Source organism: Aeromonas sp. SE22, assembly GCF_038739755.1.
GTDB classification, from domain to species: Bacteria; Pseudomonadota; Gammaproteobacteria; order Enterobacterales; family Aeromonadaceae; genus Aeromonas; species Aeromonas jandaei.
The window spans coordinates 1-24,936 of the sequence record NZ_JBCGFD010000013.1 but is presented as its reverse complement, the minus strand read 5'-3'; the positions used below and the strand labels follow the sequence as shown (position 1 = coordinate 24,936).

Sequence of the window (24,936 nt, the reverse complement as noted above, 5' to 3'; positions counted from 1 at the left end):
ATGCAGCAAACCAGCCCCCTCAAGACGGTCACGGTCAGCATATTGGCAACCGCCATGCTGATCTTTGTGGCCCAGTACCTGATAGGTAAACAGGAGATCAGGATCGGCATCGCCATCATCCCGATCCTGCCAATGCTCTTTGCCGTCATCATCGGCATGATTGTCTCCGCCAAACCGGTCAAGGATCGCATCCCCGGCTGGAAGCAGCTCTTCACCGAAAAAGAAGAGGGCTTCTGCGGCAAGATGGTAGGCTTCAGCCTGCTGATCCTGGGTACCCAGTATGCGGGGATGATCATCCCCAACCTGAAGATGATCCTGAGCGTCGGCGTGCCGCTGTTCCTGCAGGAGATTGGCAACCTGCTGCCTATCCTGATCGCCATTCCGCTGGCGGTGAAGTTCGGCTTTGGCCGCCGCGCCATCGGGGCCTGCTCCTCCATCAGTCGTGAGCCGTCCGTCGCAGTGATTCAGGGCAAGTTCGGCACCGGCTCCCAGGAGTACATCGGCGTGCTGGCCATCTACCTGTGCGGCTCCGTCATCGGCACCCTCTGGTTCAGCGTGCTGGGCAGTATCGCTCCGCTCACCGGTCTGCACCCGCTGGCGCTGGCTGCCGGCTCCGGCGTGGGTTCTGGCTCCATGCTGAGTGCCGCCTCCGGCGCCCTGATCAACGGTCTCGACGAAGCGCTGGCTCAGCAGGTGCTGAGTATCGCTGCAGCCTCGAACCTGCTCTCGTCTGCCCTCGGCGCCCTCTCCCTCACCTATCTGGGTCTGCCGCTTGCTGAAAAAATCTATGCCCTGACTGCCAAAGGAGAGAAAGCATGAAAAGCATCGTAATGGATATGCGGTTCGTCTTTCTGGCGATCCTGCTGGCCATGTTTACCCAAACCCTGACCACCGGCACCCCGCTCTGGCTGATGGGTGACAGCTTCATCGCCATGTCGCTGGTAGTGTTCGCTTCGCTGATTGCCAAGCGCTATCTGCCCTCCTCCCTGCCGGCGTTTGCCTATGCCACCATCATCGGCATTCTCATCTGCCTGCCGGAGACCCCGGTGCGCGGCCTCTTTATCGACGCCGTAGCCAAGATCTCCTTCCTCTCCTGCTGCGTACCGCTGCTGGCCTTTGCCGGTCTCTCGGTGGGTGGTCAGCTGGAAGAGCTGAAGAAGATGTCCTGGAAAGTGATCCTGATCTTCATGATCGTCTCCACCTGCTGCTTCTTCGGCGCCTCGCTGGTGGCCCAGCTCGGCTTCTCCATTCAAGGGATCATCTGATGAACAACATCCACATTGAACCGGCCCTGCTGGCCCTGCGCGACTTCAGCCACGAAGTGCGCCACCATCTGCACACCATTCCGGAGGCCTCCGGCGTCGAGTTCAAGACCTCGGCCTACTGCCGCGAGCTGATGGCAGGCTTTGGCTATCGCCTCACCGACTATTCGGGCTTCACCGGTTTCCACGGCGATCTGGTGGTTGACCCTGTGCTGCCGACCATCGCCTTCCGTGCCGACATGGATGGCCTCGAGATGCACGACATGAGCGATGTTGCGTTCAAGTCAACCCACGAGGGAATGGCCCATAACTGCGGTCACGACTCCCATATGGCGATCGCCCTGACCGCAGCCAAATTCCTTTCCGAACAGCGCTCCCGCCTGCAGTACAACGTCCGCTTTATCTTCCAGATGGCGGAAGAGGACATGCGGGTGCCGGGCGCCGAGAAGATGGTTGAACTGGGCTGCATGAAGGGGGTGGACGAGGTCTATGCCCTCCATAACGACGGCGCCATGGAGACCGGCACCATCAAGTTCAACCACGGTGTGATGTCCTCCTGGGGCTCCGCCTGGACGCTGGATGTGCACGGTATATCCGCCCACGGATCCACTCCCCACAAGGGGCTGGATGCCATCCGCGAAGCGGTGCGGATCATCGAGGACATGGACTACATCGTCGCCAAGCGCACCAGTCCGTTCAGCCCGGCGGTGTTTGGCTGCGGCATGATCAACGGCGGCACCATCCCCAACGCCATCGCCGACCATGTGCAGGCGCGCGGTACCATCCGTGCCATGGATGCCGAGACCGACCAGATCCTGAAGAACAGCTTCAAGGAGATCGTGGCCCAGAGCGAACTGCGCGGCTTCAAAACCAAGATGGTCTATGCCGGGTATCCGGCGGTCGAGAACCACGCCGATGCCTGCGCCCGTCTGCTGCAAGCGGCCGCCGACGTATTGCCCTCGGAGGGGATCAACGCTCAGGGTCAGCCGATGACCGGCAGCGAGGATTTCAGCTACATGGTCAACGCCTGCCGTGGCCGCAAGGGGGCCATGTTCTTCCTCGGCAGCGGCTGTCAGGCCAAGGGGATCTGCAACTACCTGCATGCCAACCCCTATTACCTCGATGACGACTGCCTGCTGGTCGGAGTCCAGATCTTTATCAATCTGGCGACCCGCAGCGCTTAATCCCGCATACCGATAAAACCAGAAGAGAGGCCAAGGCCTCTCTTTTTTTGTCTCTGCATTCTTGCTCTGTGTACGACAAACAACCCGCGGCTAGAGCCACGGCAACTCCGCCATATTGGTAGTCGGCGGCTGGTTGATAAGGTGCAGCTGCACCGTCTCCCGGCTGATATGGGGGGCGTAGAGGTGGATAAAGTCGTACATGTAGTCACGCAGGTGGGCATGTTTGCGCAAGCAGATGTGGGTCGCGCTCGAGGCGATCAGGTGGTCGATATTGAGACTCACCAGATCCTCCCGATCCCTCTCGTCGAAGGCCACGCTGGCAATCACCCCGACCCCCATCCCGAGCCGGACGTAGTGCTTGATCACGTCGGTGTCGGTGGCGGTCAGCACGGTTTTCGGCGACAGACCGTGGCGGCTGAAGGCCTTGTCCATCTTGGATCGACCGGTAAAGCCGAACACATAGGTGATGAGGGGATAGCGGGCCAGATCCGCCATCGAGAGCGGCTGGCAGTCGATCAGCGGATGACCGTGGGGTACCACCACGCTGCGCCCCCAACGATAACAGGGGACGGCGGCCAGCTCGTCGAACAGATACATGGACTCGGTGGCGATCGCCATATCTACATCGCCACTTTGCACCATCTGGGCCAGTTGGGCAGGCGCCCCCTGATGGAGCTGGATCGCCACATCGGGATAACGACGGCTGAACTCGGTAATCACCGCTGGCAGCTTGTAGCGCGCCTGAGTGTGGGTGGTGGCGATACGCAGCACCCCGCTGGTAGCCAGTTGCTCCCCGAGCGACAGCTGGTTGATCTGCTCCACCTGCGCCACTACCCCCTTGGCCAGCTCCATCACCTGCTCGCCTGCGCTGGTCAAGCCGACCAGATTCTTCCCCTTGCGGGTAAAGAGGGCGAGCCCCAGCTCATCTTCCAGCATCTTCATCTGCTTGCTGAGGGTTGGCTGGGAGGTATAGAGCTTCTCCGCCGTCGCCGAGATGTTGAAGTTGTTCTTCACAATCTCGGTAAAGTTCTTGAGCCGGGCGATGTTCATCTGGGCAAGGGATCTCGCTGCTGCGGCCAATGGGGCTGGCCTGAAAAAGAGAGAGCGGGGCTGGCCCCGCAGCTGACTGCCGACCATACCACAGCGCGGCGCACGATAATCTGCCTCAGGTCAGAAAGCCGCGCGCTAGTCGCTGGCGAGCTTGATCCCGAGTCCGACAAACAGGGTGCCAATGCCCCGGTTGAGCCAGCGGCCGAGACGCTGTGACAAGCGTACCTTGTGGCTGGCATAGACGGTGGTAAAGACCAGCAGGTGACACCAGATGATACCGCCCAGATTGAAGATGCAGCCGAGCAGAATAAAGGCGAGGGCCTTGTCGGGGGCATCCGGAGCGATGAACTGGGGCACAAAGGCGAGGAAAAAGAGCGCCACCTTGGGGTTGAGCACATTGGTCAGCACCCCCTGCCGGTAAATCTGGCCATAGGAGAGGGCTGGCAGAGTCGCCCCTCTCTCCATTGCACCCGTAGCCTGCTGGCGCAACAGGGAGAACCCCAGATAGATGAGGTAGATGGCGCCAGCCAGCTTGATGAGGGCAAACAGTTCGGCCGAGGCGCCGAGCAGGGCCGACAGACCGAGGGCCGCAGCCAGCACATGCACCATGACACCGGTGCCGATGCCCAACGTCGCGACCGAACCGGCACGCCACCCTTGCGAGCCACTGCGAAGCATGACCAGCAGGGAGTCGGGTCCCGGCATGATATTGAGCAGCAACCCCGAGACCATAAACAGTGCAAGATCATGAATACCGAACATCACCCCTCCCCTCGTAAAGAAAAACCAAACAAAAAGGGCTCCGCAGAGCCCTCTTTTCTTTCACTCTGTGGCAGCTGACGCATCATCAGCTGTCCCGCCAGCCATCAGGGCCGCAGCGCCTTGTCCGCCCGCGAGATGCCGCAGACACCGGAGCGCACCACTTCGATGATCTCGTTGGTCTGGGCAGCAGTCTTGATAAAGGCATCCAGCTTCTCGCTGGTGCCGACCAACTGTACCGTGTACTGCTCGGGGGTGACGTCGACGATCTGGCCACGGAAGATATCCGCCAACCGTTTCAGCTCATCACGGGCCCCACCGGCGGCACGCGCCTTGACCAGCGCGATCTCCCGCTCGATATGCTCCCCTTCACTCAGGTCGCACACCTTGAGCACATCCACCAGCTTGTGCAGCTGCTTCTGGATCTGCTCCAGCACCCGCTCGTCACCCATGGTGACTATGGTCATGCGTGACAGGGTGGGATCCTCGGTCGGCGCCACCGTCAGGGTCTCGATGTTGTAGCCGCGCTGGGAGAAGAGACCCACCACGCGGCTCAGGGCGCCGGATTCGTTCTCCAGCAGTACTGAAATGATGTGTCTCATCAGGTTCTCTCCGTCTTGCTCAGCCACATCTCATCCATGGCGCCAAACTTGATCTGCATCGGATAGACGTGCTCATCCGGGTCGACCGAGATATCCATGAACACCAGCCGATCCTTCATGGCGAAGGCTTTCTCCATGGCGCTCTCCAGCTCAGCCGGATCACTCACCGCGATACCGACGTGGCCGTAGGCTTCCGCCAGTTTGACGAAGTCCGGCAGGGACTCCATGTAGGAGTGGCTGTGACGGCCGCCGTAGAACATCTTCTGCCACTGCTTGACCATGCCCAGCGCACGGTTGTTGATGGAGATGATCTTGATGGGCACCCCGTACTGCATGCAGGTAGAGAGCTCCTGAATGTTCATCTGCACCGAGCCATCGCCGGTGACGCAGCAGACCACCGCATCCGGGTTGGCAAACTGGGCCCCCATGGCGGCCGGAATGCCGAAGCCCATGGTGCCGAGGCCCCCCGAGTTTATCCACTGGCGCGGTTTGGCAAACGGGTAGTAGAGCGCGGCAAACATCTGGTGCTGGCCCACGTCGGAGGCAACGAACGCCTCACCCTGAGTCACCTTGTAGAGGGTCTCGATCACCTGCTGCGGCTTGATCTGGGTAGCCGACTTTTCGTAGGCCAGACAGTGACGGGAGCGCCACTGGTTGATCTGGCTCCACCAGTCCGCCAGCGCCTCCTTGTCGTTATCGAAGCCACACTCGCGGATCACTTCCAGCATCTGCTCCAGCACGGTTTCCACCGAGCCGACGATGGGCACATGGGCCTGCACTGTCTTGGAGATGGAGGTGGGGTCGATGTCGATATGGACCACGGTGGCATTGGGGCAGAACTTGGCCACGTTGTTGGTGACGCGGTCATCAAAGCGGGCTCCCACGGCGAAGATGAGATCCGAGTTGTGCATGGTCTTGTTGGCTTCGAAGGTACCGTGCATCCCCAGCATGCCGATGGATTGCGGATGGGTGCCCGGGAAGGCGCCCAACCCCATCAGGGTAGTGGTCACCGGCAGGTTCAGCAGCTCCGCCAGCTTGATCACCAGATGATCCGCGTTGGCGTTGATGGCACCGCCACCCACATACATGACCGGGCGCTGGGCATCCACCAGTAACTTGGCGGCCCGCTTGATCTGGCCCTTGTGGCCCGACTTGGTCGGGTTGTAGGAGCGCAGGGAGACCGTCTCGGGGTATTCGTAGGGGAATTTCTCTTTCGGATTCTGCACATCTTTGGGCAGATCCACCACCACCGGCCCCGGGCGGCCGCTGGCGGCAATGTAATAGGCCTTCTTGATGGCGGCCGGAATGTCGCTGGCTTTCTTGCACAGGAAGCTGTGCTTCACCACCGGGCGGGAGATACCGATCATGTCGGTCTCCTGAAACGCATCCTCACCGATCATGCTGGTCGGCACCTGACCGGAGAGGATCACCAGCGGAATGGAATCCATATAGGCGGTGGCAATACCGGTAATGCAGTTGGTTGCCCCCGGGCCGGAAGTTACCAGCACGGTTCCCACCTTGCCGGTGGAACGGGCGTAACCGTCAGCCATGTGCACCGCGGCCTGCTCGTGCCGCACCAAGACATGCTCCATCTTGCCGTTTTCGAAGAGAGCGTCATAGATGTCGAGCACCGAGCCACCAGGGTAGCCAAAGACGTGCTCCACTCCCTGATCCTCCAGCGCTCTAACCACCATCTGGGCGCCTGATAACATCTCCATGATAAAGCCCTCCAGGCTTTGCTCCGTTTAGCGAATCCCGCCGACGATGCCGTGCTTCCCGGCACGGCCCGATCCGTTTCTTGTTGTTATCTGAAGGCAGATCGGCCCAATTCAGCCCCGTCGGCAGCAGAAAAAAAGGATTTTTCCATCATTGACCCGAAAATCGGGTGAAAAACCAACTTAACCCGCCAATGAACGCTTGTCCACGGCTTTGTCGGCGGGTTCCAGTCAGACATTTCAGACAGTGCCCGGCCATAAGAGCGGCGGTAACAGAAAGGGGAAGCTGTCACGCTGATAGGCAGAGAATTGTGCTGGCAGGTGAAAAAACGGCAATAAAAAAGCCCGCCGACAGGGGCGGGCTTTGTGGCAGTAGTGCGACCTAGTGGTCATCTTCCGGCTCGGCCAACCAGATCTGCTGATCCGGATCGGTCTCTTCACTGACCGAGATGCTGACACCCATATCGAGCAGCTCGTGCAGGGTGAGATTGTCAGCCAGGTTCATGACTTCGCCGTTTTCATTGGTAAAGCGCATTTGCTCCATCCTCTCCTTGGTGGGATCGCCTTTCAGTCTAGTCAACCGCGCTCACTTGCGATAACCAGCAGCCAGACAAACCTTCACCACCCTCCAGCTCGCTCAGGCGATCGCTCACCTCTTCGGGAAAAAGCGTCCTCCCCCAGAGCCGACGTGACAGAGAGGAGACGCTCTCCTCGGCCCCTGCAGCCAGCCAGCAGGCCAACTCCCTCGCCACATCGGGGTAGCAGACCATCCCCGGCGATGCGCTGTCGAGCCAGCTGCGCACCAGATTGGCATCGAGGTAATCCATCAGGGTCGCCAGCCCCATCATCTCGAGCGTCTTGCCATTGGTCAGCTGCTCGAACTGGCCGCCAAGGGGCTTGACCAGCAACTTCTTGCCGAGGCTGAGCGCCTCGGAGGCGAGTTCGAAGCCGGCGTTGGAGATGACGCCGCGACACCCCGCCAGCACCGTCAAAAAAGCGGGGCGCGAGGGGGGCTCGAAGCGCAGGTTGCGCCACTGGCTCGGGTTACGAATGGCTGGGTGAAAGCAGACGAAGCGCTGCTGGCCAAAGCGCGACAACAGGGCGGCGATCGCCTCGGTCTGCTCGAATGGCAGATAAACCAGGATCTCGCCGTTATCCGGCATCACCCGAACAGGATCGATCACCGGTGGCAAAATTGGCTGGCCGAAGTGAAACCAGTGCAGCCCGAGCGGCTGATTGACCGGCGCAAAGTGGCGCATCAACTGGCGACTCAAGCCATCTTCACCCCAGCGGGGGATCGGCCAGTTGAAGCTGGCCTGATGGCTGACGGTAAGGCTCGGGATGCCGCAGCGGCGGGCGGCATGGGCGGTCAGCGGCTCAAAATCGCTCACCACCAAATCGTACCCGTGGCAGTCGAGCCTTTGCAGATCCCGCCAGAAGGTGAGCGGCGATGCCGCCTGCAGGGTACGCCACGGCGAGACCCGCCCCTCATGACTGACAAAGGTGAGCCCGGCAAAGGTGCGGTACTCCCCGAACTCTTCCATATCGAAGTAACGGTCAGCGGGTCGCCCGCTGAAGAGATAATCCACCTCGACCCCGGCCGCTCGCAGCGCCCGGGCCAAGGTGCGGCTGCGGCTGATATGGCCGTTGCCGGTGCCTTGCACGCCAAACAGTATCTTCATCCCTGACTCCAGCAGAGGGCTATCAAGGCGCAGCCGCCCCCCAGCAAGGCGCCAGCCACCAGATCGCTCAGGTAGTGAACCCCGAGCAGCAGCCGGGATGCTCCCACCAGCGCCGCCCAGCCAAACAGCAGCGGCGCCCAGAGCGGAAAACCGGTCGCCAGTATGGTGGCCATCAAGAAGGCAGCGGCGGTATGGCCGGAGGGAAGGCTGTAACGATCGGAGGGGGTGATAAAGACCGGCAAACCGACTGGCCGTTGCCGTTTCAGGCTGTTTTTCAGCAGCAGATAGAGCGGCAATTCGATGGCAAAGGCGAGCAGCGCCAGCTTTACCAGCTCGCGTTCACTCTCCCCCTGCCACCAGAGCAAGGCGGCCAGCACAGCGTAAAGCGGGCCGTCACCGGTACGGGAGACAAGGCGGCTCACCCTGGCTTGCTGCCGGTTATAGGTGTGCAGCAGACAGACCCGGCATACCTGCAGGTCCCATTGCTGGATCTTGTTCATAACCCCTCCTTCCCCGAGATCTCGTTGCAGAGTAGGGAGGCGGGATGACAGGGTGTTGAACGGGGGATAACAGATTTATGAAAAAAGGGCCAAACGGCCCTTTTTAATCGATGGGTTGTGCGGTTATCAGTGATTGCCGCGCAAACCGGTCTCCATCAGGCGGCAGTTGTGATCCGCCAGACGAGCCATGAACTGTTCGTCCACTTTCAGGCCAAATACCTGTTCGTAAAGATCTTTCATCACGAACGGCTGCCACATCATGCTGAGGAAGGAGATCTTCAGCATCTCGGGATCCAGATTGTCACCCAGCTCGCCGTTGGTTTTCATGGTTTCCAGCAGGGCGTCGAACTGCGGCAGTTGACGTTCCAGCAGGCGGCTCAGCACAAAATCCCGTCCCGGGCTCTTCTCGGTCGACAATGCGCTGGAAATAGCGGAGGTCAGCTCGCTGTTGGGCGCCATCACCTGATAGTAGGTGTTGAGCAGCTCGTTGAGGCTGTGGTTGCTGTGTTCATCTTGCCAGGCATGATCAAGCGGCTCGGCGACATCACCCAGTACCGCCTTGTAAAGACCCTCTTTACTGCCGAAGTAGTAGTGGATCATCGCCAAGTTGGAGCCAGCCAGCTCCGCGATTTCGCGTGTAGTTACCTTGCTATAGGGAGTATTGAGAAAACGCTCACGGGCGGCAGCAAGCAACTTGTCACGAATGTCAGAACGTCCGACCGGACGACCTGGTCTACGTTTTTCCATTTAACACCTCAGAAAATTCAGCCAATGCTGATAAGTCGATCTGGTTGTGCAGAGATAGAGAGCACAGCAGGAATGACCAGATAATCCGTCATGGGCCGAATATGGGACAAGGAAATTTGCAATCCTTTACAATCCGATTAAATATCCCAGCAGATTTCCCCTGACTGCGCGTGTTGACACAGCATAAAAATCTCGATATTGGTAAGGCGTTATCGACTGCAAGGACAACAACGTCATGCGTATTGCCACCCCGCTACTACTAATCTCCCTAATCGCGTTAACTCGCGCGGGATCCTTGTAGCCGGGCTAAGGCATAGCCGGAATTTACAAAAACCCGTGCACCCTGCACGGGTTTTTTTATGCCGCCGCAGGATGCACGTCACCGAACTTAGGAAGAGGGAAGTCACATGTCAGATCGGGTCATCATATTCGATACTACCTTGCGTGATGGTGAGCAGGCCCTGGCGGCCAGTTTGACAGTCAAGGAGAAGCTGCAGATTGCCCAGGCGCTGGAGCGGCTCGGTGTCGACGTCATGGAGGTAGGCTTCCCGGTCTCCTCTCCCGGCGATTTTCACTCGGTGCAGACCATCGCCCGCCATATCAAGAACAGCCGGGTCTGCGCCCTCGCCCGCGCCCTGCCCAAGGATATCGATGCCGCCGGTGAGGCCTTGCGGGTTGCCGACGCCTTTCGCATCCACACCTTCATCTCCACCTCCTCCATCCATGTGGAGAGCAAGCTGAAAAAGAGCTTCGAGGATGTGCTGGAGATGGGCACCAGCGCCATCAAGCATGCGTTGCGCTACACCGACGATGTGGAGTTCTCCTGCGAGGATGCGGGCCGCACCCCCATCGATAACCTCTGCCGCATGGTGGAGGCCGCCATCAAGGCCGGCGCCCGCACCATCAATATTCCGGATACCGTCGGCTACACGGTGCCGACAGAATTCTCCGGCATCATCCATACCCTGTTCAACCGGGTGCCAAACATCGACAAGGCCATCATCTCGGTCCACTGCCACGACGATCTGGGGCTCTCGGTAGCCAACTCCATCGGCGCAGTGCAGATGGGTGCTCGCCAGATCGAGTGCACCATCAACGGTATCGGCGAGCGGGCCGGCAACTGCTCGCTGGAAGAGGTGGCGATGATCCTCAAAACCCGCGCCGATCTGCTCGGGGTACACACCAATATCCGTCACAACGAAATTCATCGCACCAGCACGCTGGTCAGCCAGCTCTGCAATATGCCGGTGCAGCCCAACAAGGCGATCGTCGGTGCCAACGCCTTCTCCCACAGCTCCGGCATCCATCAGGATGGCGTGCTCAAGGCGAAAAACACCTATGAAATCATCACCCCCGAGAGCATTGGCCTGACCCAGAACAACCTCAACATGACCTCCCGCTCCGGCCGCCACGTCATCAAGCACCGGATGGAGTCCATGGGCTACGCCGAGAGCAGCTACGACCTCGATGATCTCTACGCCAAGTTCCTCACCCTGGCCGACAAGAAAGGTCAGGTGTTCGACTACGACCTGGAGGCGCTCGCCTTCTTCAGCCAGATCCACGAGGAGCCCGAGCACTTCAAGCTGGAGTACCTCGGCGTGCAGAGTGGCAGCTCGGTGCTGGCGACCGCCTCGGTCAAGCTCAAGGTAGGTGGCGAGGTGGTCAGTGAAGCAGCCACCGGCAACGGTCCGGTGGATGCGGTCTACCAGTGCATCAACCGCATCACCGGCTACGAGATCCGCATCGACAAATATGCCCTCAAGAGCAAGGGCGAAGGGGAGGATGCCCTCGGTCAGGTCGATATCGTCGCCGAGTACAAGGGGCGCAAATTCCACGGCATGGGGCTCGCCACCGACATCATCGAATCTTCAGCCCATGCCCTGCTGCATGTGATCAACAGCATCTGGCGCGCCGATCAGGTCGCCGAACAGATGGAACGCAATAACACAATCAAGACGGAGACAGTATGAGCAGTTATCGGATCGCAGTATTGCCGGGTGACGGCATTGGCCCGGAAGTGATGGCCGAGGCCGTCAGGGTACTGGCAAAAGTACAGGCAAAATTCGGCTTCTCCCTCGACTATCAGCACTTTGATGTGGGCGGCATTGCCATCGACAACCATGGCACTCCGCTGCCGCAGAGCACCATCGCGGGTTGCGAAGCATCCGATGCTGTGCTGTTCGGCTCGGTGGGCGGCCCGAAATGGGAGCATCTGCCGCCCAACGATCAGCCGGAGCGTGGTGCCCTGCTGCCCCTGCGTGCTCACTTCAAGCTGTTCTGCAACCTGCGTCCGGCCCGCATCTACACTGGTCTGGAACAGTTCTCGCCCCTGCGCGCCGATATCTCCGATCGCGGTTTTGACATCGCCTGCGTGCGCGAGCTGACCGGCGGCATCTACTTCGGCCAGCCCAAAGGGCGTGAGGGAGAAGGGGCGAACGAGAAGGCGTTCGACACCGAGGTGTACCACCGCTTCGAAATCGAGCGCATCGCCAAGATAGCGTTCGAATCGGCTCGCGTACGCCGTGGCAAGGTCACCTCCATCGACAAGGCCAACGTGCTCGCCTCCTCCATTCTGTGGCGCGAGGTGGTGACGCAAGTGGCCAAGGATTATCCCGATGTCGAACTGAATCATATGTATATCGACAACGCCACCATGCAGCTCATCAAGGATCCGTCCCAGTTCGACGTACTCCTCTGCTCCAACCTGTTTGGCGACATTCTCTCCGACGAGTGCGCCATGATCACCGGCTCCATGGGTCTGCTCCCCTCTGCCAGCCTCAATGAATCGGGTTTCGGCCTGTTCGAACCGGCCGGTGGCTCGGCCCCGGATATCGCCGGCAAAGGGATCGCCAACCCCATCGCCCAGATCCTCTCCGCCGCCCTGATGCTGCGCTACAGCCTGGGTCAGGAAGCTGCCGCCCAGGCCATCGAGCAGGCCGTGGCCCAGACCCTGGCCGAGGGTTACTTCACCGCCGATCTGCATCAGGCCAGCGCCCACCATCCGGTACAGAGCACAGCCACCATGGGCGACCAGATCGCCGCCCGGATCTGAGCTGAAGAACAGATAACAAGGAAGAGAGAAGCAATGGCCAAGACCCTCTATCAGAAAGTATTCGACGCCCATGTGGTACGGGAAGTAGAAGGCGAAACGCCCCTCATCTACATCGACCGCCATCTGGTACATGAAGTGACCAGCCCGCAGGCATTCGATGGCCTGCGCGCCATGAACCGCCAGCTGCGCCGCCCGGATCTGACCTGGGCCACCATGGATCACAACGTCTCCACCACAACCAAGGACATCGCGGCCTCCGGCGAGATGGCCCGCATACAGATGGAGACTCTCGCTGAAAACTGCAAGGAGTTCGGGGTTCGCCTCTACGATCTCAACCACAAATATCAGGGGATCGTCCATGTGATGGGCCCCGAGCTCGGCATCACCCTGCCCGGCACCACCATCGTCTGCGGCGACTCCCACACCGCCACCCACGGCGCCTTCGGTTCACTGGCGTTCGGCATCGGCACCTCCGAAGTGGAGCATGTGATGGCGACCCAGACCCTGAAACAGGGCCGCGCCAAGACCATGCGGATTTCGGTCAACGGCAAGCTGGCCGAGGGCATTAGCGCCAAGGATGTGGTGTTGGCCATTATCGGCAAGGTCGGCCACGCCGGTGGTACCGGCTACGTGGTGGAGTTCGCTGGCGAAGCCATCGAAGGGCTCACCATGGAAGGGCGGATGACGGTGTGCAACATGGCCATTGAGCTGGGCGCCAAGGCGGGAATGATCGCCCCCGACCAGACCACCATCGACTACATCCGTGGCAAGGAGTTTGCCCCCAGGGGCGAGGCACTGGAGCAGGCCATCGCCTACTGGCAGAGCCTCAAGAGCGATGAAGGTGCCCGCTTCGATGCCGAAGTGGTGCTCGACGCCGCCGATATCGCCCCGCAGGTCACCTGGGGCACCAATCCGGGTCAGGTGATTGCCGTCAATGAGCCGATTCCGGCACCGGAATCCTTCAGCGATCTGATGGAGCAGCAGTCTGCCCGCAAGGCGCTCGCCTACATGGACCTGCAACCGGGTCAGAAGCTCTCCGACGTCGCCATCGACAAGGTGTTTATCGGTTCGTGCACCAACAGCCGCATCGAGGATTTGCGCGCCGCAGCCGCCATCGCCCGCGGTCGCAAGGTCGCGGCCGGGGTGCAGGCGCTGGTGGTGCCGGGCTCCGAACAGGTGAAGGCCCAGGCCGAGGCCGAGGGTCTGGACAAGATCTTCATCGAGGCTGGCTTTGAGTGGCGCCTGCCCGGCTGCTCCATGTGTCTGGCCATGAACAACGACCGGCTGCAACCGGGGGAGCGCTGCGCCTCCACCAGCAACCGCAACTTCGAAGGGCGTCAGGGCCGCGCCGGCCGTACCCATCTGGTGAGCCCGGCCATGGCCGCTGCCGCCGCCGTCACCGGCCGCTTCGCCGACATTCGCGCATTGTAAGAGGAAAGAGTGATGACAGGATTCAAACAGCATAAAGGGATCGTCGTCCCCCTCGACAGCGCCAACGTCGACACTGACGCCATCATTCCCAAGCAGTTTTTGCAGAAGGTCAACCGCATCGGTTTTGGCAAGCACCTGTTCCACGACTGGCGCTTCCTCGACGATGCTGGCCAGCAGCCCAACCCCGAGTTCGTGCTCAACCAGCCGCAGTTTGCTGGCGCCAGCATCCTGCTGGCCCGCGAGAACTTCGGCTGCGGGTCGAGTCGCGAGCACGCCCCCTGGGCGCTGGCCGACTACGGCTTCAAGACCATCATAGCCCCGAGCTTTGCCGACATCTTCTACGGCAATGCCATCAACAATGGCATGGTACCGGTGCGCCTGAAGGAGGAGGAGGTCGACGCCCTGTTCCAGCTGGTGGCAGCCAAACCGGGCATCCAGATTGAAGTGGATCTGGAAGCCAATCAGGTGCGCGCCGGTGAGCTCAGCTTCGGTTTCGAGATCGACGAGTTCCGCCGTTACTGCCTGCTCAACGGCCTGGATGCCATCGGTCTGACCCTGCAGCACGAGGCCGCCATCAGCGCTTTTGAAGCGAAGCAGCCGAGCTGGATTTAACGCGCCAGTTGCCAAAAAACGAGTAGAATCAACAGGGAGCTTCGGCTCCCTCTTTTATTTCCGCCAATGCGCTTCAACCAGCTGGCCAGGGATGCGGCCTCCAGACAGGATAAGGACGATGAAAAGAACGACGGCGATATTTTTACTCTGCACTTTGCTGGCTCTGCCGGTTGCAGCTGCCCAGACCTACTTCACCAACAGCCTCGGCCAGATCAATGTCGGCTGGCAAGATAGCACTGGCAAACCCCGCCAGCTCACCTATCGGCTGGAGCCGGGCAAGCTTCCCCCCCTTATCGCCTATCGTCCGGCACGAATGGAAGAGGAGGTACTGCAAACCCTGCTACGCGGGATACGCGAGAACTACCCCGAGGTGCAGTTTACCCTCTCCCGCCCCTCCCTCGAGCTGCATCTGAAAAGTCACAATCAGGATAAAGCCAAAGAGGCCATGGCCTGGCTGGAAACGCAACGGGGCAAAGAGGAGCAGACGTGGCTGACCAAACACTACTTCCAGTACTTCACGCCACCGGATGGCCAGCTGGCGGTGAAACAGGACCATGTTCGGATTGCGTTGGAGAGCCGCAGCACAGTGGCGCCGCTGGCTGAGCAGTTGAAACAGCAGGGGAGCAGCGAGCCGGAAGCGCGCCAGAAAACCGTGGCCGAGATGCTCGCCTTTATCCAGAGTATCCCCTACAAACAGCTGGACAGTCTGAACGGACGGCAGGGCAAGGGGTTTCTCACTCCCCGTCAGGTACTGGAACAGAACCGAGGCGATTGCGACAGCAAAGTGACCCTGATGGCCGCCATGTTGGCCCAGCTCTTTCCCGAATTGAAGCAGGCCATGGTCTTTATCCCGGGCCACGCGATGCTGGCGGTCGACCTGCCCACCAAACCGGGTGATGCCACCATCAGCTGGCAGGGGCAATCCTATCTGCTGCTAGAACCTACCGGCCCTGCCGCATTACCGGCTGGCCAAATAGCATCGACCAGCAAAACGCTGGTCGATGGCAAGCAGTTGAGTGTACAACCGGTTCAGCCCAAAGGCTGAAACTCTACCGCCAGCAGCAATCCTGTCTCCTCCTCCAACACCCGAATGATCCGGGCATGGGCTTCGAAAGGGGGAAGCAGGTTGTTGTTGGTTGCGAGGCTGATCCGGATCGGCTGGGTTGTATCAAGCTGGTGTTCCGCCACCGAGATCCCCATGCCGTTGGCACTGAGATCCCGACAGATGCCCTCCAGTACCTGATGCTGCTGATAGACGGTAACCGGAGCATTGATGACCATACGTGCAAAGGCACGTCTTTCCTTGGTACTGGTAAGCACGCGAAGATCCTCTGTTGAGTGGGAATCATCTCATGGGCAACGCACAATTGTGCTGGTCTACCCAAAAGAACGTTAATACAATGCGGTGCGTTTCTCAAACGGGGTGCGGTTTACCGCTGAGATTATACCCGTGAACCTGATCCAGATAATGCTGGCGGAGGAATTTGAGGCACGGCGCTCATTTTTTGCGCCCTCATCCGCTGGCACCTCATAATGGAGTGCCCTTGATGAAAACCCTGCTGCTGGTCGCCACCAGCCTGCTCTCGGCTCAGGCTTTCGCCGCCGACACCCTCACCGTCTACACCTACAGCTCCTTCACTGCCGACTGGGGACCCGGTCCCAAGATCAAGCAAGCCTTCGAGAAGGAGTGCGGCTGTACCCTCAATCTGGTTCCCCTCGAAGATGGCGTAGCCATCCTCAACCGGCTGCGACTGGAGGGCAACCACAGCAAGGCCGACCTGGTGCTGGGGCTGGATGATGCACTCATCAGTGAAGCCAAGCAGAGCGGCCTGTTCGCCCCCCATCCCGCCAAGCTGGATGGCATCAAGGTGCCGGGTGGCTGGCAGGATGACACCTTTGTCCCCTACGACTACGGCTACTTCGCCTTCGTCTATGACAAGGAGAAACTCAAGCAGCCGCCCAAAAGCCTGAAAGAGCTGGTGGAGCGCCCCGATCTCAAGGTGATCTATCAGGACCCCCGTACCTCTACCCCGGGACAGGGGCTGATGCTGTGGATGAAGTCTGTTTATGGCGACAAGGTGCCTGCCGCCTGGGCCGAGCTTGCCAAAAAGACGGTCACCGTCTCCAAGGGGTGGTCCGAGGCTTATGGCATGTTCCTCGATGGCGAAGCGGACATGGTGCTCTCCTACACAACCTCCCCTGCTTACCACCTTATTGCCGAGAACAAGCCCCAGTATCAGGCTGCCGCCTTTGAGGAGGGTCACTACCGTCAGGTGGAAGTGGCCGCCAAGCTGAAGAGCGCCAAACAGGAGAAGCTGGCTGACCAGTTCCTGCAGTTTATGGTGAGCCCCGCCTTCCAGAACGAGATCCCGACCGGCAACTGGATGTATCCGGTTATCGACACGCCGCTACCCAAGGGCTTCGAGCAGATGATCACCGTAGCCAAGCCGCTCGCCTTCAGCAGCGATGAGGTGGCCGCCAATCGCAAAGGGTGGATCCGCGAATGGCTGCAAGCCGTCGCCCAGTGAGCCAGCTCGCGCTGAAGCGACAGGATCGCCCCCTCTGGTGGCTGCCGGGCAGTGCAGCCACCCTGCTGATCCTGCTGTTGTCTCTCGGGCCGCTGGCGGCCCTGCTGTGGCAGGCCGGTTCACTGGCGCCGCGCACTTTGCTGGCTGACCCCTATCTGCGCCATGTGCTGGGCTTCAGCCTTTGGCAGGCGCTGCTCTCCACCCTACTGAGTCTGGGGCTCGCCATTCCGGTGGCCCGCGCGCTGGCTCGGCGCCGCTTCATTGGCCGAACCCTGCTTATAAAGCTGTTCGGTCTCTCGCTGGTACTGCCGGTCATCATCGCCATCTTCGGCATCGTGGCGGTACACGGCAAGCAAGGGTGGCTGCCGCAACTGCTGCGCAGCTTGGGACTGGATCCCGGCAACTATCTCTACGGCCTGTTCGGCATTCTGCTGGCGCATGTCTTCTTCAACATGCCGCTGGCGGCACGTCTCATCCTGCAGAGCATCGAGAGTATCCCCGAATCTAGCTGGCGCCTCGCCAGCCAGCTTGGCATGCACTCATCCCATATCTTCCGGCTGCTGGAGTGGCCGCTCATTCGCGGCATATTGCCGGGGCTGGCCAGCCTCATCTTTATGCTCTGCTTCACCAGCTTCACTACCGTGCTGGCGCTGGGCGGCGGCCCCAAATCGACCACCCTGGAGGTGGCCGTCTATCAGGCGCTGCGCTTTGATTTCGATCTCGCCACCGCTGGCGGATTGGCGCTGGTGCAGCTGATCCTGACCGCCACCCTGCTGCTCCTGCAGCACAAGCTGCAGACTACGCCAGCCAGTCGGGTGACACCCCGTCGTCCCTGTCTGCGGCCGGATCGCCGTCAGCCGGGCACGGCCGTGGTGGATCTCTTCTCGCTCTGTATCGGCCTCGCCATCTTTCTGCCGCCGCTGCTGGCCATCGTCGTCGCCGGCCTCCACCCGGGCCTGCTGACAGCGCTCACCTCCGCCAAGCTGTGGCAGGCGAGCGGTCAATCGCTGTTGATCGCATTGGCAGCCGGTGCCTTGGCCACCCTGCTCGGTGGCGCACTGCTGCTCACCAGCCGTCATCTGCGGGTACGGGCTCGCAAGCGACGGGCTGCCGCCCTGTGGGAAGCCAGCGGCTCGGTGATCCTGATGATCCCGGCGGTGGTGCTCTCTACCGGTCTCTTCATCCTGTTTATGCCCTTTGCCGACGTGTTCGCCCTCGGGCCCTGGCTGGTGGTGCTGGTCAACGCCCTGATGGCGCTACCCTATGTGCTGCGCACCCTCTCCGCCCCCATGCAGCTGGTGGTACGCCAGTATGACCGGCTGGCGGACAGTCTGGGGGTACGCGGCCTGCATCGCCTGCGGCTGGTAGAGTGGCCACTGCTGCGCCGTCCGCTGGCACTGGCGATGGCACTGTCGATGATCCTCTCGCTGGGGGATCTTGGCGCCATCGCCATGTTTGGCAGCCAGGAGCTCACCACCCTGCCCTGGCTGCTCTACCAGCAGCTCGGCAGTTACCGGCTGACCGAGGCGGCCGCCACCGCCCTGCTGCTGCTGACACTCTGTTTCTCCCTGTTCTGGCTGGTGGAACGGGGGCTTGGAGGAAAACATGCTGAACATTGATACGCTGGTGACCAGCTACCCCGACTGGCGCGTCAGCTTCAGCGCGACCCTGCCCAAGGGGGAGATCGCCGCACTGATTGGCCCAAGCGGCGCAGGCAAGTCGACCCTGCTCGGGATGATCGCCGGTTTCGTGCCGGTGGAGTCAGGCAGCCTCAGCTTCGAGGGCGAAGATCTGTTGCCGCTTGGTCCGGCCGAGCGACCAGTTACCACCATGTTTCAGGATCACAACCTGTTCCTGCACCTGTCGGTGTTCGACAATATCGCTATCGGCTTGCACCCGGGTCTGCGCCTGAGTGCCGCCCAGCGGGCACAGGTGATCGATGCAGCCACGCGGGTTGGTCTCGGTGAGATGCTAAGCCGCCTGCCGGAGCAGCTCTCCGGCGGCCAGCAGCAGCGGGTCGGGCTGGCCCGCGCACTGGTTCGGGGCAAACCGCTGCTGCTGCTGGATGAACCCTTCTCGGCCCTCGATCCGGCCCTGCGTCGGGAGATGCTGGCCGAAGTGGCCCGCCTCGCCTGCGAGCAGGGCATTACCGTACTGATGGTCTCCCACAATCCGGAAGATGCCCAGCTGATTGCCGATAAGGTGCTCTTTGTAGACGAGGGCCGCATCGCCCTGCAGGGAAAGCCGGATATTCTGCAAAACAGCAACCACCCTGGGCTGCTGCGCTATCTGGGTCAATAGCCCTTGGCACAAGACTGCACCGGGATCAAAAAGGGGAGGCCGATTGGCCTCCCCTTTTAATGCAAACATATCGGGTGAAATCAGAGGTTCTCCTCGGCGAACGAAGCCAGTCGGCTGCGTACCACCCCGTTGAGGAAGATGTTGGCACTGCCGTCGAAATCCTTGAAACGCTCGACTATGTAGGTCAGACCCGAGGTCACCGGGCTCAGGTAGTTGGAGTCGATTTGGGCCAGGTTACCGGAACAGACGATCTTGGTGCCCTCCCCGCAACGGGTAATGATGGTCTTGATCTGGGATGCGGTCAGGTTCTGACACTCATCCAGCAGCACGAAAGTGTTCTGAATACTGCGCCCGCGCATGAAGTTGACCGATTTGAACTGGATATTGGCCTTCTCCATGATGTAACTGAGCGAGCCACTCATGTTCTCATCCTGCTTGTGCAGCACCTCCAGGGTGTCGGTTACCGCCGCCAGCCAAGGCATCATCTTCTCCTCCTCGGTACCGGGCAGGAAGCCGATGCTCTCGGCAATTTCCGGGGTATTTCGAGTGACGATCACCTTCTCGTAGATCCCCTTCTCGATCACCAGCTCCAGCGCGGCAGCCATGGCCAGCAAGGTTTTGCCGCAACCGGCCGGGCCGGTCAGGATCACCAGATCGATGTGCGGATCCAACAGTGCATCCAGCGCCATCCCCTGATAGACGTTCTTGGGATGTACACCCCACGCCTTGCGGGACATCAGTCGCTCGCGGCCCAGATCCTTGATGCGGATCTTCTGGCCATCGTGACTGAGCACCCGGGCTGCGAAGAAATTCTCTTCATCCACCAGATACTGGTTTACGTGAACCCCCTCCAGCAGGTTGGCATCAATCACATGGATGGTGTCGCGGCCGTGGGTCTCGCTCTCGCACTCGCCGACGCGCTCCCAGAAGCTGCCGGGCACCACCTGAAAGCCCTTGGCCAGCAGGCGGATATCGTCGATCAGCTGGTCGCTGCGATAATCCTCGACGTGGGCAAGTCCGGCCCCCTTGGCCTTGAGGCGCATGTTGATGTCTTTGGTGACCAGCACCACCTGACGCTTCAACTCATGCTTTTGCAGATAGAGGGCCGCGTTGATGATGCGGTTGTCGGCCTCCTTGTCGGTGAACACTTCGGCATCCTGCGGCAGATGGTGATCGCTGAAGATGCAGATATGGCCGCTCGCCTCGCCGGCCAGCGGTACTCCTTGCGCAATCTGCTCCGGAGTCGCATCGCGGAACACATCTTCCAGCGCACGGATGGCTACCCGCGCGTCGCGGCTGACATCCTTGTGACGATCCTTGATGTTATCGAGCTCTTCCAGCACCGTCATGGGGATGAGCACATCGTGCTCTTTGAAGGAGTAGATAGCGAGGGGTTCGTGAAGCAGAACGTTGGTATCCAGGATAAACAGCTTTCGGTCCGTATTGTCCATAAGCATCCTCCTTGGCACTGAAGGGCCACGTGTGTGAATCTCGGATGTCATTGAAACCACACGGCCGTGACAGTTTTATTACCTTCAACGCTACGCCCGATTTTACCATCACGCAACAAATCACTTGCATCGCCAGAATCGTTCGAACAGAAAAGCAGCAATAAAAAGACCGGCCATCGGGCCGGTCTTTTTATTTATCTAGCGGATTAACCACATTTGGAGTCGCCACAATTGAGGCAAGTCATGCAGCCATCCTTAAGCACCAGCGCCTTGGTATGGCACTTGTAGCAGAGCGCCGCATTGGCCGGGAAACCGCTGCCAGCCTGCTGCTCTTCGGCCTCCTGAGCGGCTTTCAATTCAGCCTGTTTCTCGGCCAGAAACGCCTGCTGATGCTCGTCCAGCCCCGGCGCCTTGAGCATGCCGATCTCGGTGAGATGGCTCTCGATCACGTTGCCAATTTCGGCGATCAGCGATGGAACGTACTTGCCCTTGTTCCAGTATCCACCCTTGGGATCAAACACCGAGCGCAGCTCCTCCACCAGAAAGGTGACATCCCCACCTTTGCGGAATACGGCGGAGATGATGCGGGTCAGCGCCACGATCCACTGGTAGTGTTCCAGGCTTTTGGAGTTAATGAAGATCTCGAACGGACGGCGGGTTTCGTGAACAGTGCCCTCGTTGAGAATGATGTCGTTGATGGTGATGAACAGCGAGTGCTCGGAGACATGCTCCGGCGTCTTCAGCTTGTAGGTGGTGCCCATCAGTCGCTCCGGACGCAGCACGGTTTCATGCATGTGCACCACGTCATCTTGCGGGGCCAGCTCTTCTTGCGGCTCATCCTTGGTACGCACCTTGTAGGCGACGATTTTCTTGTCGATCTTTTTGACCATAATGTCGTTCTCAGAATTTACCGTAATAGCCTTCTTTCAAGGCGTCGTAGAGGTTGGCGGCAGTGTGCAGCTCACCATCGTATTCAATCTCTTCGTTCCCCTTGACGGAGATGACGGAGCCATCCTCCAGGGTGAAATCGTACAGGGTGTTCTCCAGATCCTTCTCCTTCACCAGCACGCCCTGGAAGGCCTCCGGATTGAAGCGGAAGGTGGTGCAGCCCTTGAGGCCGGAGTCCGAGGCATACATGTAGATGTCCTTGAACTGCTCGAACGGGAAATCAGTCGGCACGTTGGCAGTCTTGGAGATGGAGGAGTCGATCCAGCGCTGGGCCGCCGCCTGAATGTCCACATGCTGCGCCGGGGTGATGTCATCGGCAGTAATGAAATAGTCCGGCAGCTGGCTAGCCTCATCATCGGCATAGGGCATGGCGGACGGATTTACCAGCTCGCGATAGGCCAGCAGCTCGAAGGAGTAGACATCTACGCTCTCCTTGCTCTTCTTGCCCGGCTTGATAACGTTGCGGCTGTAGTGGTGAGCAAAGCTCGGCTCGATGCCGTTGCTGGCGTTGTTGGCCAGTGACAGCGAGATGGTGCCGGTCGGTGCAATACTGCTGTGGTGAGTGAAACGCCCACCCACTTCGGCCAGCTCGGCGACCAGCGCAGGATCCACTTCGGCAACCTGCTGCATATAGCGGCTGTAGCGCGCATGCAGCACCTTACCCTTCACCTTGTCACCCACCTTGATGCCATCAGCCGCCATTTCCGGGCGCAGACGCAGCATCTTGCCAGTCACTTCAAACTCCTGCTCCATGATGGGGGCAGAGCCTTTCTCCTTGGCCAGACGCAGGGACTCCTGCCAGCCGGTCATCGCCAGCTCCTGGGATACCTGCTCGGTAAAAGCGACGGACGCGGCAGAACCGTACTTGATCTGCAGCATAGTCAGGGTCGAACCAAGCCCCAAGAAGCCCATGCCGTGACGGCGCTTGGCTGTGATCTCCTCGCGCTGCTTGGCCAGCGGCAGCTGGTTGATCTCCACCACGTTGTCGAGCATACGGGTAAAGATGGCCACTACCTTGCGAAATGCTGTCCAGTCGAAAGCCGCCTTGTCAGTGAAGGGATCGCGAACGAAGCGGGTCAGGTTGACCGAACCCAGCAGGCAGGCGCCATAAGGCGGCAAAGGCTGCTCACCACAGGGGTTGGTGGCGCGGATCTCCTCACAGAACCAGTTGTTGTTCATCTGGTTGACCTTGTCGATCAGGATGAAACCGGGCTCTGCATAGTCATAGGTGGAGGTCATGATAACGTTCCAGAGCTTGCGTGCAGGCAGGGTCTTGTAGACCTTGCAGGCGACCTGCCCCAGCTCGTTAAAGACAACCCCCTCTTTGTTGGGCCAGTCAGCCCAGAGCACCTGCGCAGGATCGTCCAGCGCAATGCCATCCTGCTCCACCTCTTTGGCGGTGTAGGGGAAGATCAGCGACCAGGGCGCATCCTCTTTCACTGCCTTGACGAAATCCTCGGTGATCAGCAGGGAGAGGTTGAACTGGCGCAGACGGCCATCTTCGCGCTTGGCCTGAATAAACTCGATCACATCAGGATGACGGATATCCATGGTGCCCATCTGGGCGCCACGACGGCCACCGGCTGACGAGACGGTGAAACACATCTTGTCGTAGATATCCATGAACGAGAGCGGACCTGAGGTGTAAGCACCTGCACCGGAGACAAAAGCACCGCGTGGGCGCAGGGTCGAGAAGTCATAGCCGATACCGCAGCCAGCCTTCAGGGTCAGCCCCGCCTCGTGCACCTTGCCGAGAATATCATCCATCGAATCTTCGATGGTGCCGGAGACGGTACAGTTGATGGTCGAAGTGGCAGGCTTATGCTCAAAAGCCCCGGCGTTGGAGGTGATCCGGCCCGCCGGAATGGCGCCATTGCGCAGTGCCCACAGGAAAGGCCCATACCAGGCCTCCGGTTCCAGCTCCTGCTCCGCCAGCGCCCGAGCAACGCGCTGGTAGGTCTCGTCGATAGTGCCATCGACAGGATGCCCATCCTTGCTCTTGAGGCGATATTTGCTATCCCAGATCTCGAGGGACGTTTCCTGGAGGGGGATGAGGCGGGAGCCAGCTTCGCTCTCCAGCACCGGGTTGGATTTAGCCATTTTCAATCAACCTTATATGAATGCATCAACGTCATGACAGTAGTAGAAAACACAACCAATAGCACCATTTAAAAAAAACAACACAATATATAGTGATGGTACTGCTATGAGGGCGCAGATTCTATCCTAAAAAAATGCCCTGGCCAGCAGGTTTCTGCGCCAGGGCACTTAACTGATTAATTTACTGAGAGATTTAACACTCAGACATGGATCAGGGCTTCTTGACGTAAACGGTCGGCGTATCACCCGCCATATTCAGATAGAACTCATAAACCCCGTCGGCATCCGGTGAGAACTTCATATCCTCATATTTGGAACAGGGATTGACCGGCACAGCCTCGCCACCAAGTACGGCAACGCCATCGCTCGGGCTCTTGTAACCAAAGTTGGTACCGCAGCTCCAGCCTGAATCCGCAAACTTGAACTTGTAGGGAGCCCACTCTTTCTTGAGGGTGCCTTTCGCCATGTAGAGCTTGTCGGCTACCTTGACCACCTTGCTCGCATCGGTCGCCATCCAGTCGTTCATCTCACCGCGCAGATAGATGGACTTGCCACCAAAATCGCTATTGTCAGCAGCCTGCTCTGCTCCACTGTGGGATGCGCAACCACCTAATACCAGGGTTCCCGCCGCCAGTATCATCGTTACTGTTCTTTTGAACATGTCTCTATTCCTTAATTTATTGTGATTCCTTGGTCCATCCATGTGGACGAAGGCATTAAAGCAGAGCCGGAATCACAAGAAAGGTAGAATCATCACATTCTGTACTTTTTATGCCCAACCCCGGACGGGCAAGTAAAAAGGCGAGAGCAAGATCACTCCGGTTTTGGTGCGACAAAATTGAATAGAGAAGGATTAAAAAGCGAAGTGATTGAATGGATTAGTGGAAATAGAGGCTTTTCAGGAAAGTGGCGTAATTTTCAGGCAATAAAAAACCCCGCTCGATGAGCGGGGTTCTTAAATTGGGTGCCTGGCAGTGTCCTACTCTCGCATGGCGAATGCCACACTACCATC

General features: G+C 59.6%; 24 protein-coding genes and 1 riboswitch. Of the genes, 11 read left to right on the top strand and 13 right to left on the bottom strand.

What is annotated here, in order from left to right:
* From AAHA39_RS16960 to AAHA39_RS16950, 3 genes are read left to right on the top strand one after another with little or no spacing between them, the layout of a single operon-like run.
* The gene (locus AAHA39_RS16960; protein ID WP_005341166.1) at positions 1-819 is read left to right on the top strand and encodes a DUF3100 domain-containing protein; all 819 of its coding nucleotides are present in this window, start codon (positions 1-3) and stop codon (positions 817-819) included.
* Complete coding sequence (locus AAHA39_RS16955; protein ID WP_033114935.1) at positions 816-1,265, top strand: hypothetical protein; 450 nt, start codon at positions 816-818, stop codon at positions 1,263-1,265. The genes AAHA39_RS16960 and AAHA39_RS16955 overlap by 4 nt, the downstream gene beginning before the upstream one ends.
* Positions 1,265-2,446, top strand: coding sequence for a M20 metallopeptidase family protein (locus AAHA39_RS16950; protein ID WP_320655372.1), 1,182 nt, complete (start codon positions 1,265-1,267; stop codon positions 2,444-2,446). The genes AAHA39_RS16955 and AAHA39_RS16950 overlap by 1 nt, the downstream gene beginning before the upstream one ends.
* Positions 2,447-2,536: 90 nt before the next feature.
* On the opposite strand, the gene AAHA39_RS16945 is transcribed toward AAHA39_RS16950, so the two are convergent.
* The 8 genes from AAHA39_RS16945 to AAHA39_RS16910 form a co-directional block, all read right to left on the bottom strand.
* A complete protein-coding gene (locus AAHA39_RS16945; protein WP_320655374.1) occupies positions 2,537-3,496 on the bottom strand; it encodes a LysR substrate-binding domain-containing protein in 960 nt (319 codons plus the stop codon).
* Positions 3,497-3,631: 135 nt separating this feature from the next.
* Positions 3,632-4,258 carry a LysE family translocator gene (locus tag AAHA39_RS16940; protein WP_320655376.1) on the bottom strand — a complete coding sequence of 209 codons (627 nt, stop codon included), beginning with the start codon at positions 4,256-4,258 and terminating at the stop codon, positions 3,632-3,634.
* A gap of 104 nt (positions 4,259-4,362) precedes the next feature.
* On the bottom strand, positions 4,363-4,857 hold the full coding sequence (ilvN, locus tag AAHA39_RS16935; protein WP_005311605.1) for an acetolactate synthase small subunit: 495 nt from the start codon (positions 4,855-4,857) through the stop codon (positions 4,363-4,365).
* Positions 4,857-6,575: an acetolactate synthase 3 large subunit gene (locus AAHA39_RS16930; RefSeq protein ID WP_043852148.1), complete on the bottom strand. Its 1,719-nt coding sequence runs from the start codon at positions 6,573-6,575 to the stop codon at positions 4,857-4,859. Before AAHA39_RS16930 ends, ilvN begins: the two co-directional genes overlap by 1 nt.
* Before the next feature lie 379 nt (positions 6,576-6,954).
* Positions 6,955-7,107: a hypothetical protein gene (locus tag AAHA39_RS16925; RefSeq protein WP_104015791.1), complete on the bottom strand. Its 153-nt coding sequence runs from the start codon at positions 7,105-7,107 to the stop codon at positions 6,955-6,957.
* 37 nt (positions 7,108-7,144) lie between these two features.
* Positions 7,145-8,254 (bottom strand): MJ1255/VC2487 family glycosyltransferase, encoded by a 1,110-nt coding sequence (locus AAHA39_RS16920; protein WP_043852147.1) that lies wholly within the window; start codon positions 8,252-8,254, stop codon positions 7,145-7,147.
* A complete protein-coding gene (locus tag AAHA39_RS16915; protein ID WP_043852146.1) occupies positions 8,251-8,754 on the bottom strand; it encodes a phosphatase PAP2 family protein in 504 nt (167 codons plus the stop codon). The genes AAHA39_RS16920 and AAHA39_RS16915 overlap by 4 nt, the downstream gene beginning before the upstream one ends.
* A gap of 126 nt (positions 8,755-8,880) precedes the next feature.
* Positions 8,881-9,501: a TetR/AcrR family transcriptional regulator gene (locus AAHA39_RS16910; protein WP_033114941.1), complete on the bottom strand. Its 621-nt coding sequence runs from the start codon at positions 9,499-9,501 to the stop codon at positions 8,881-8,883.
* Between the two features lie 407 nt (positions 9,502-9,908).
* Between AAHA39_RS16910 and leuA the strand changes: the two genes are divergently transcribed.
* From leuA to AAHA39_RS16885, 5 genes are all read left to right on the top strand, one after another.
* The gene (leuA, locus tag AAHA39_RS16905; protein WP_320655382.1) at positions 9,909-11,471 is read left to right on the top strand and encodes a 2-isopropylmalate synthase; all 1,563 of its coding nucleotides are present in this window, start codon (positions 9,909-9,911) and stop codon (positions 11,469-11,471) included.
* Positions 11,468-12,553 carry a 3-isopropylmalate dehydrogenase gene (leuB, locus tag AAHA39_RS16900; protein WP_320655384.1) on the top strand — a complete coding sequence of 362 codons (1,086 nt, stop codon included), beginning with the start codon at positions 11,468-11,470 and terminating at the stop codon, positions 12,551-12,553. Before leuA ends, leuB begins: the two co-directional genes overlap by 4 nt.
* 33 nt (positions 12,554-12,586) lie before the next feature.
* Positions 12,587-13,984 (top strand): 3-isopropylmalate dehydratase large subunit, encoded by a 1,398-nt coding sequence (gene leuC, locus AAHA39_RS16895; RefSeq protein WP_320655385.1) that lies wholly within the window; start codon positions 12,587-12,589, stop codon positions 13,982-13,984.
* 12 nt (positions 13,985-13,996) lie between these two features.
* The gene (gene leuD / locus AAHA39_RS16890) at positions 13,997-14,596 is read left to right on the top strand and encodes a 3-isopropylmalate dehydratase small subunit (RefSeq protein WP_041210376.1); all 600 of its coding nucleotides are present in this window, start codon (positions 13,997-13,999) and stop codon (positions 14,594-14,596) included.
* 118 nt (positions 14,597-14,714) lie between these two features.
* The gene (locus AAHA39_RS16885; protein ID WP_320655387.1) at positions 14,715-15,641 is read left to right on the top strand and encodes a transglutaminase domain-containing protein; all 927 of its coding nucleotides are present in this window, start codon (positions 14,715-14,717) and stop codon (positions 15,639-15,641) included.
* Here the strand turns inward: AAHA39_RS16885 and AAHA39_RS16880 are convergent.
* The gene (locus AAHA39_RS16880; protein WP_041210374.1) at positions 15,626-15,916 is read right to left on the bottom strand and encodes a PilZ domain-containing protein; all 291 of its coding nucleotides are present in this window, start codon (positions 15,914-15,916) and stop codon (positions 15,626-15,628) included. The two genes, AAHA39_RS16885 and AAHA39_RS16880, sit on opposite strands and share 16 nt — an antisense overlap.
* 89 nt (positions 15,917-16,005) lie before the next feature.
* A riboswitch (TPP riboswitch) is annotated at positions 16,006-16,096 on the top strand.
* Positions 16,097-16,143: 47 nt separating this feature from the next.
* Between AAHA39_RS16880 and thiB the strand changes: the two genes are divergently transcribed.
* The 3 genes from thiB to thiQ are packed head-to-tail and all read left to right on the top strand — an operon-like array spanning position 16,144 to position 19,425.
* On the top strand, positions 16,144-17,124 hold the full coding sequence (gene thiB, locus AAHA39_RS16875) for a thiamine ABC transporter substrate binding subunit (protein ID WP_320655390.1): 981 nt from the start codon (positions 16,144-16,146) through the stop codon (positions 17,122-17,124).
* Positions 17,100-18,743: a thiamine/thiamine pyrophosphate ABC transporter permease gene (gene thiP, locus AAHA39_RS16870; protein WP_407707125.1), complete on the top strand. Its 1,644-nt coding sequence runs from the start codon at positions 17,100-17,102 to the stop codon at positions 18,741-18,743. The genes thiB and thiP overlap by 25 nt, the downstream gene beginning before the upstream one ends.
* A complete protein-coding gene (gene thiQ / locus AAHA39_RS16865) occupies positions 18,730-19,425 on the top strand; it encodes a thiamine ABC transporter ATP-binding protein (RefSeq protein WP_320655392.1) in 696 nt (231 codons plus the stop codon). The genes thiP and thiQ overlap by 14 nt, the downstream gene beginning before the upstream one ends.
* Positions 19,426-19,505: 80 nt before the next feature.
* On the opposite strand, the gene AAHA39_RS16860 is transcribed toward thiQ, so the two are convergent.
* The 4 genes from AAHA39_RS16860 to AAHA39_RS16845 form a co-directional block, all read right to left on the bottom strand.
* Positions 19,506-20,876, bottom strand: coding sequence for a PhoH family protein (locus tag AAHA39_RS16860; RefSeq protein ID WP_041210371.1), 1,371 nt, complete (start codon positions 20,874-20,876; stop codon positions 19,506-19,508).
* A 206-nt stretch (positions 20,877-21,082) separates the two neighbouring features.
* The gene (locus AAHA39_RS16855; RefSeq protein WP_041210370.1) at positions 21,083-21,766 is read right to left on the bottom strand and encodes a TSCPD domain-containing protein; all 684 of its coding nucleotides are present in this window, start codon (positions 21,764-21,766) and stop codon (positions 21,083-21,085) included.
* Between the two features lie 10 nt (positions 21,767-21,776).
* The gene (locus AAHA39_RS16850) at positions 21,777-23,924 is read right to left on the bottom strand and encodes an adenosylcobalamin-dependent ribonucleoside-diphosphate reductase (protein WP_320655396.1); all 2,148 of its coding nucleotides are present in this window, start codon (positions 23,922-23,924) and stop codon (positions 21,777-21,779) included.
* A 211-nt stretch (positions 23,925-24,135) separates the two neighbouring features.
* Entirely contained in the window at positions 24,136-24,585 is a 450-nt protein-coding gene (locus tag AAHA39_RS16845) for a pullulanase (protein WP_182927223.1), read from the bottom strand.
* Between the last annotated feature and the right edge of the window lie 351 nt (positions 24,586-24,936).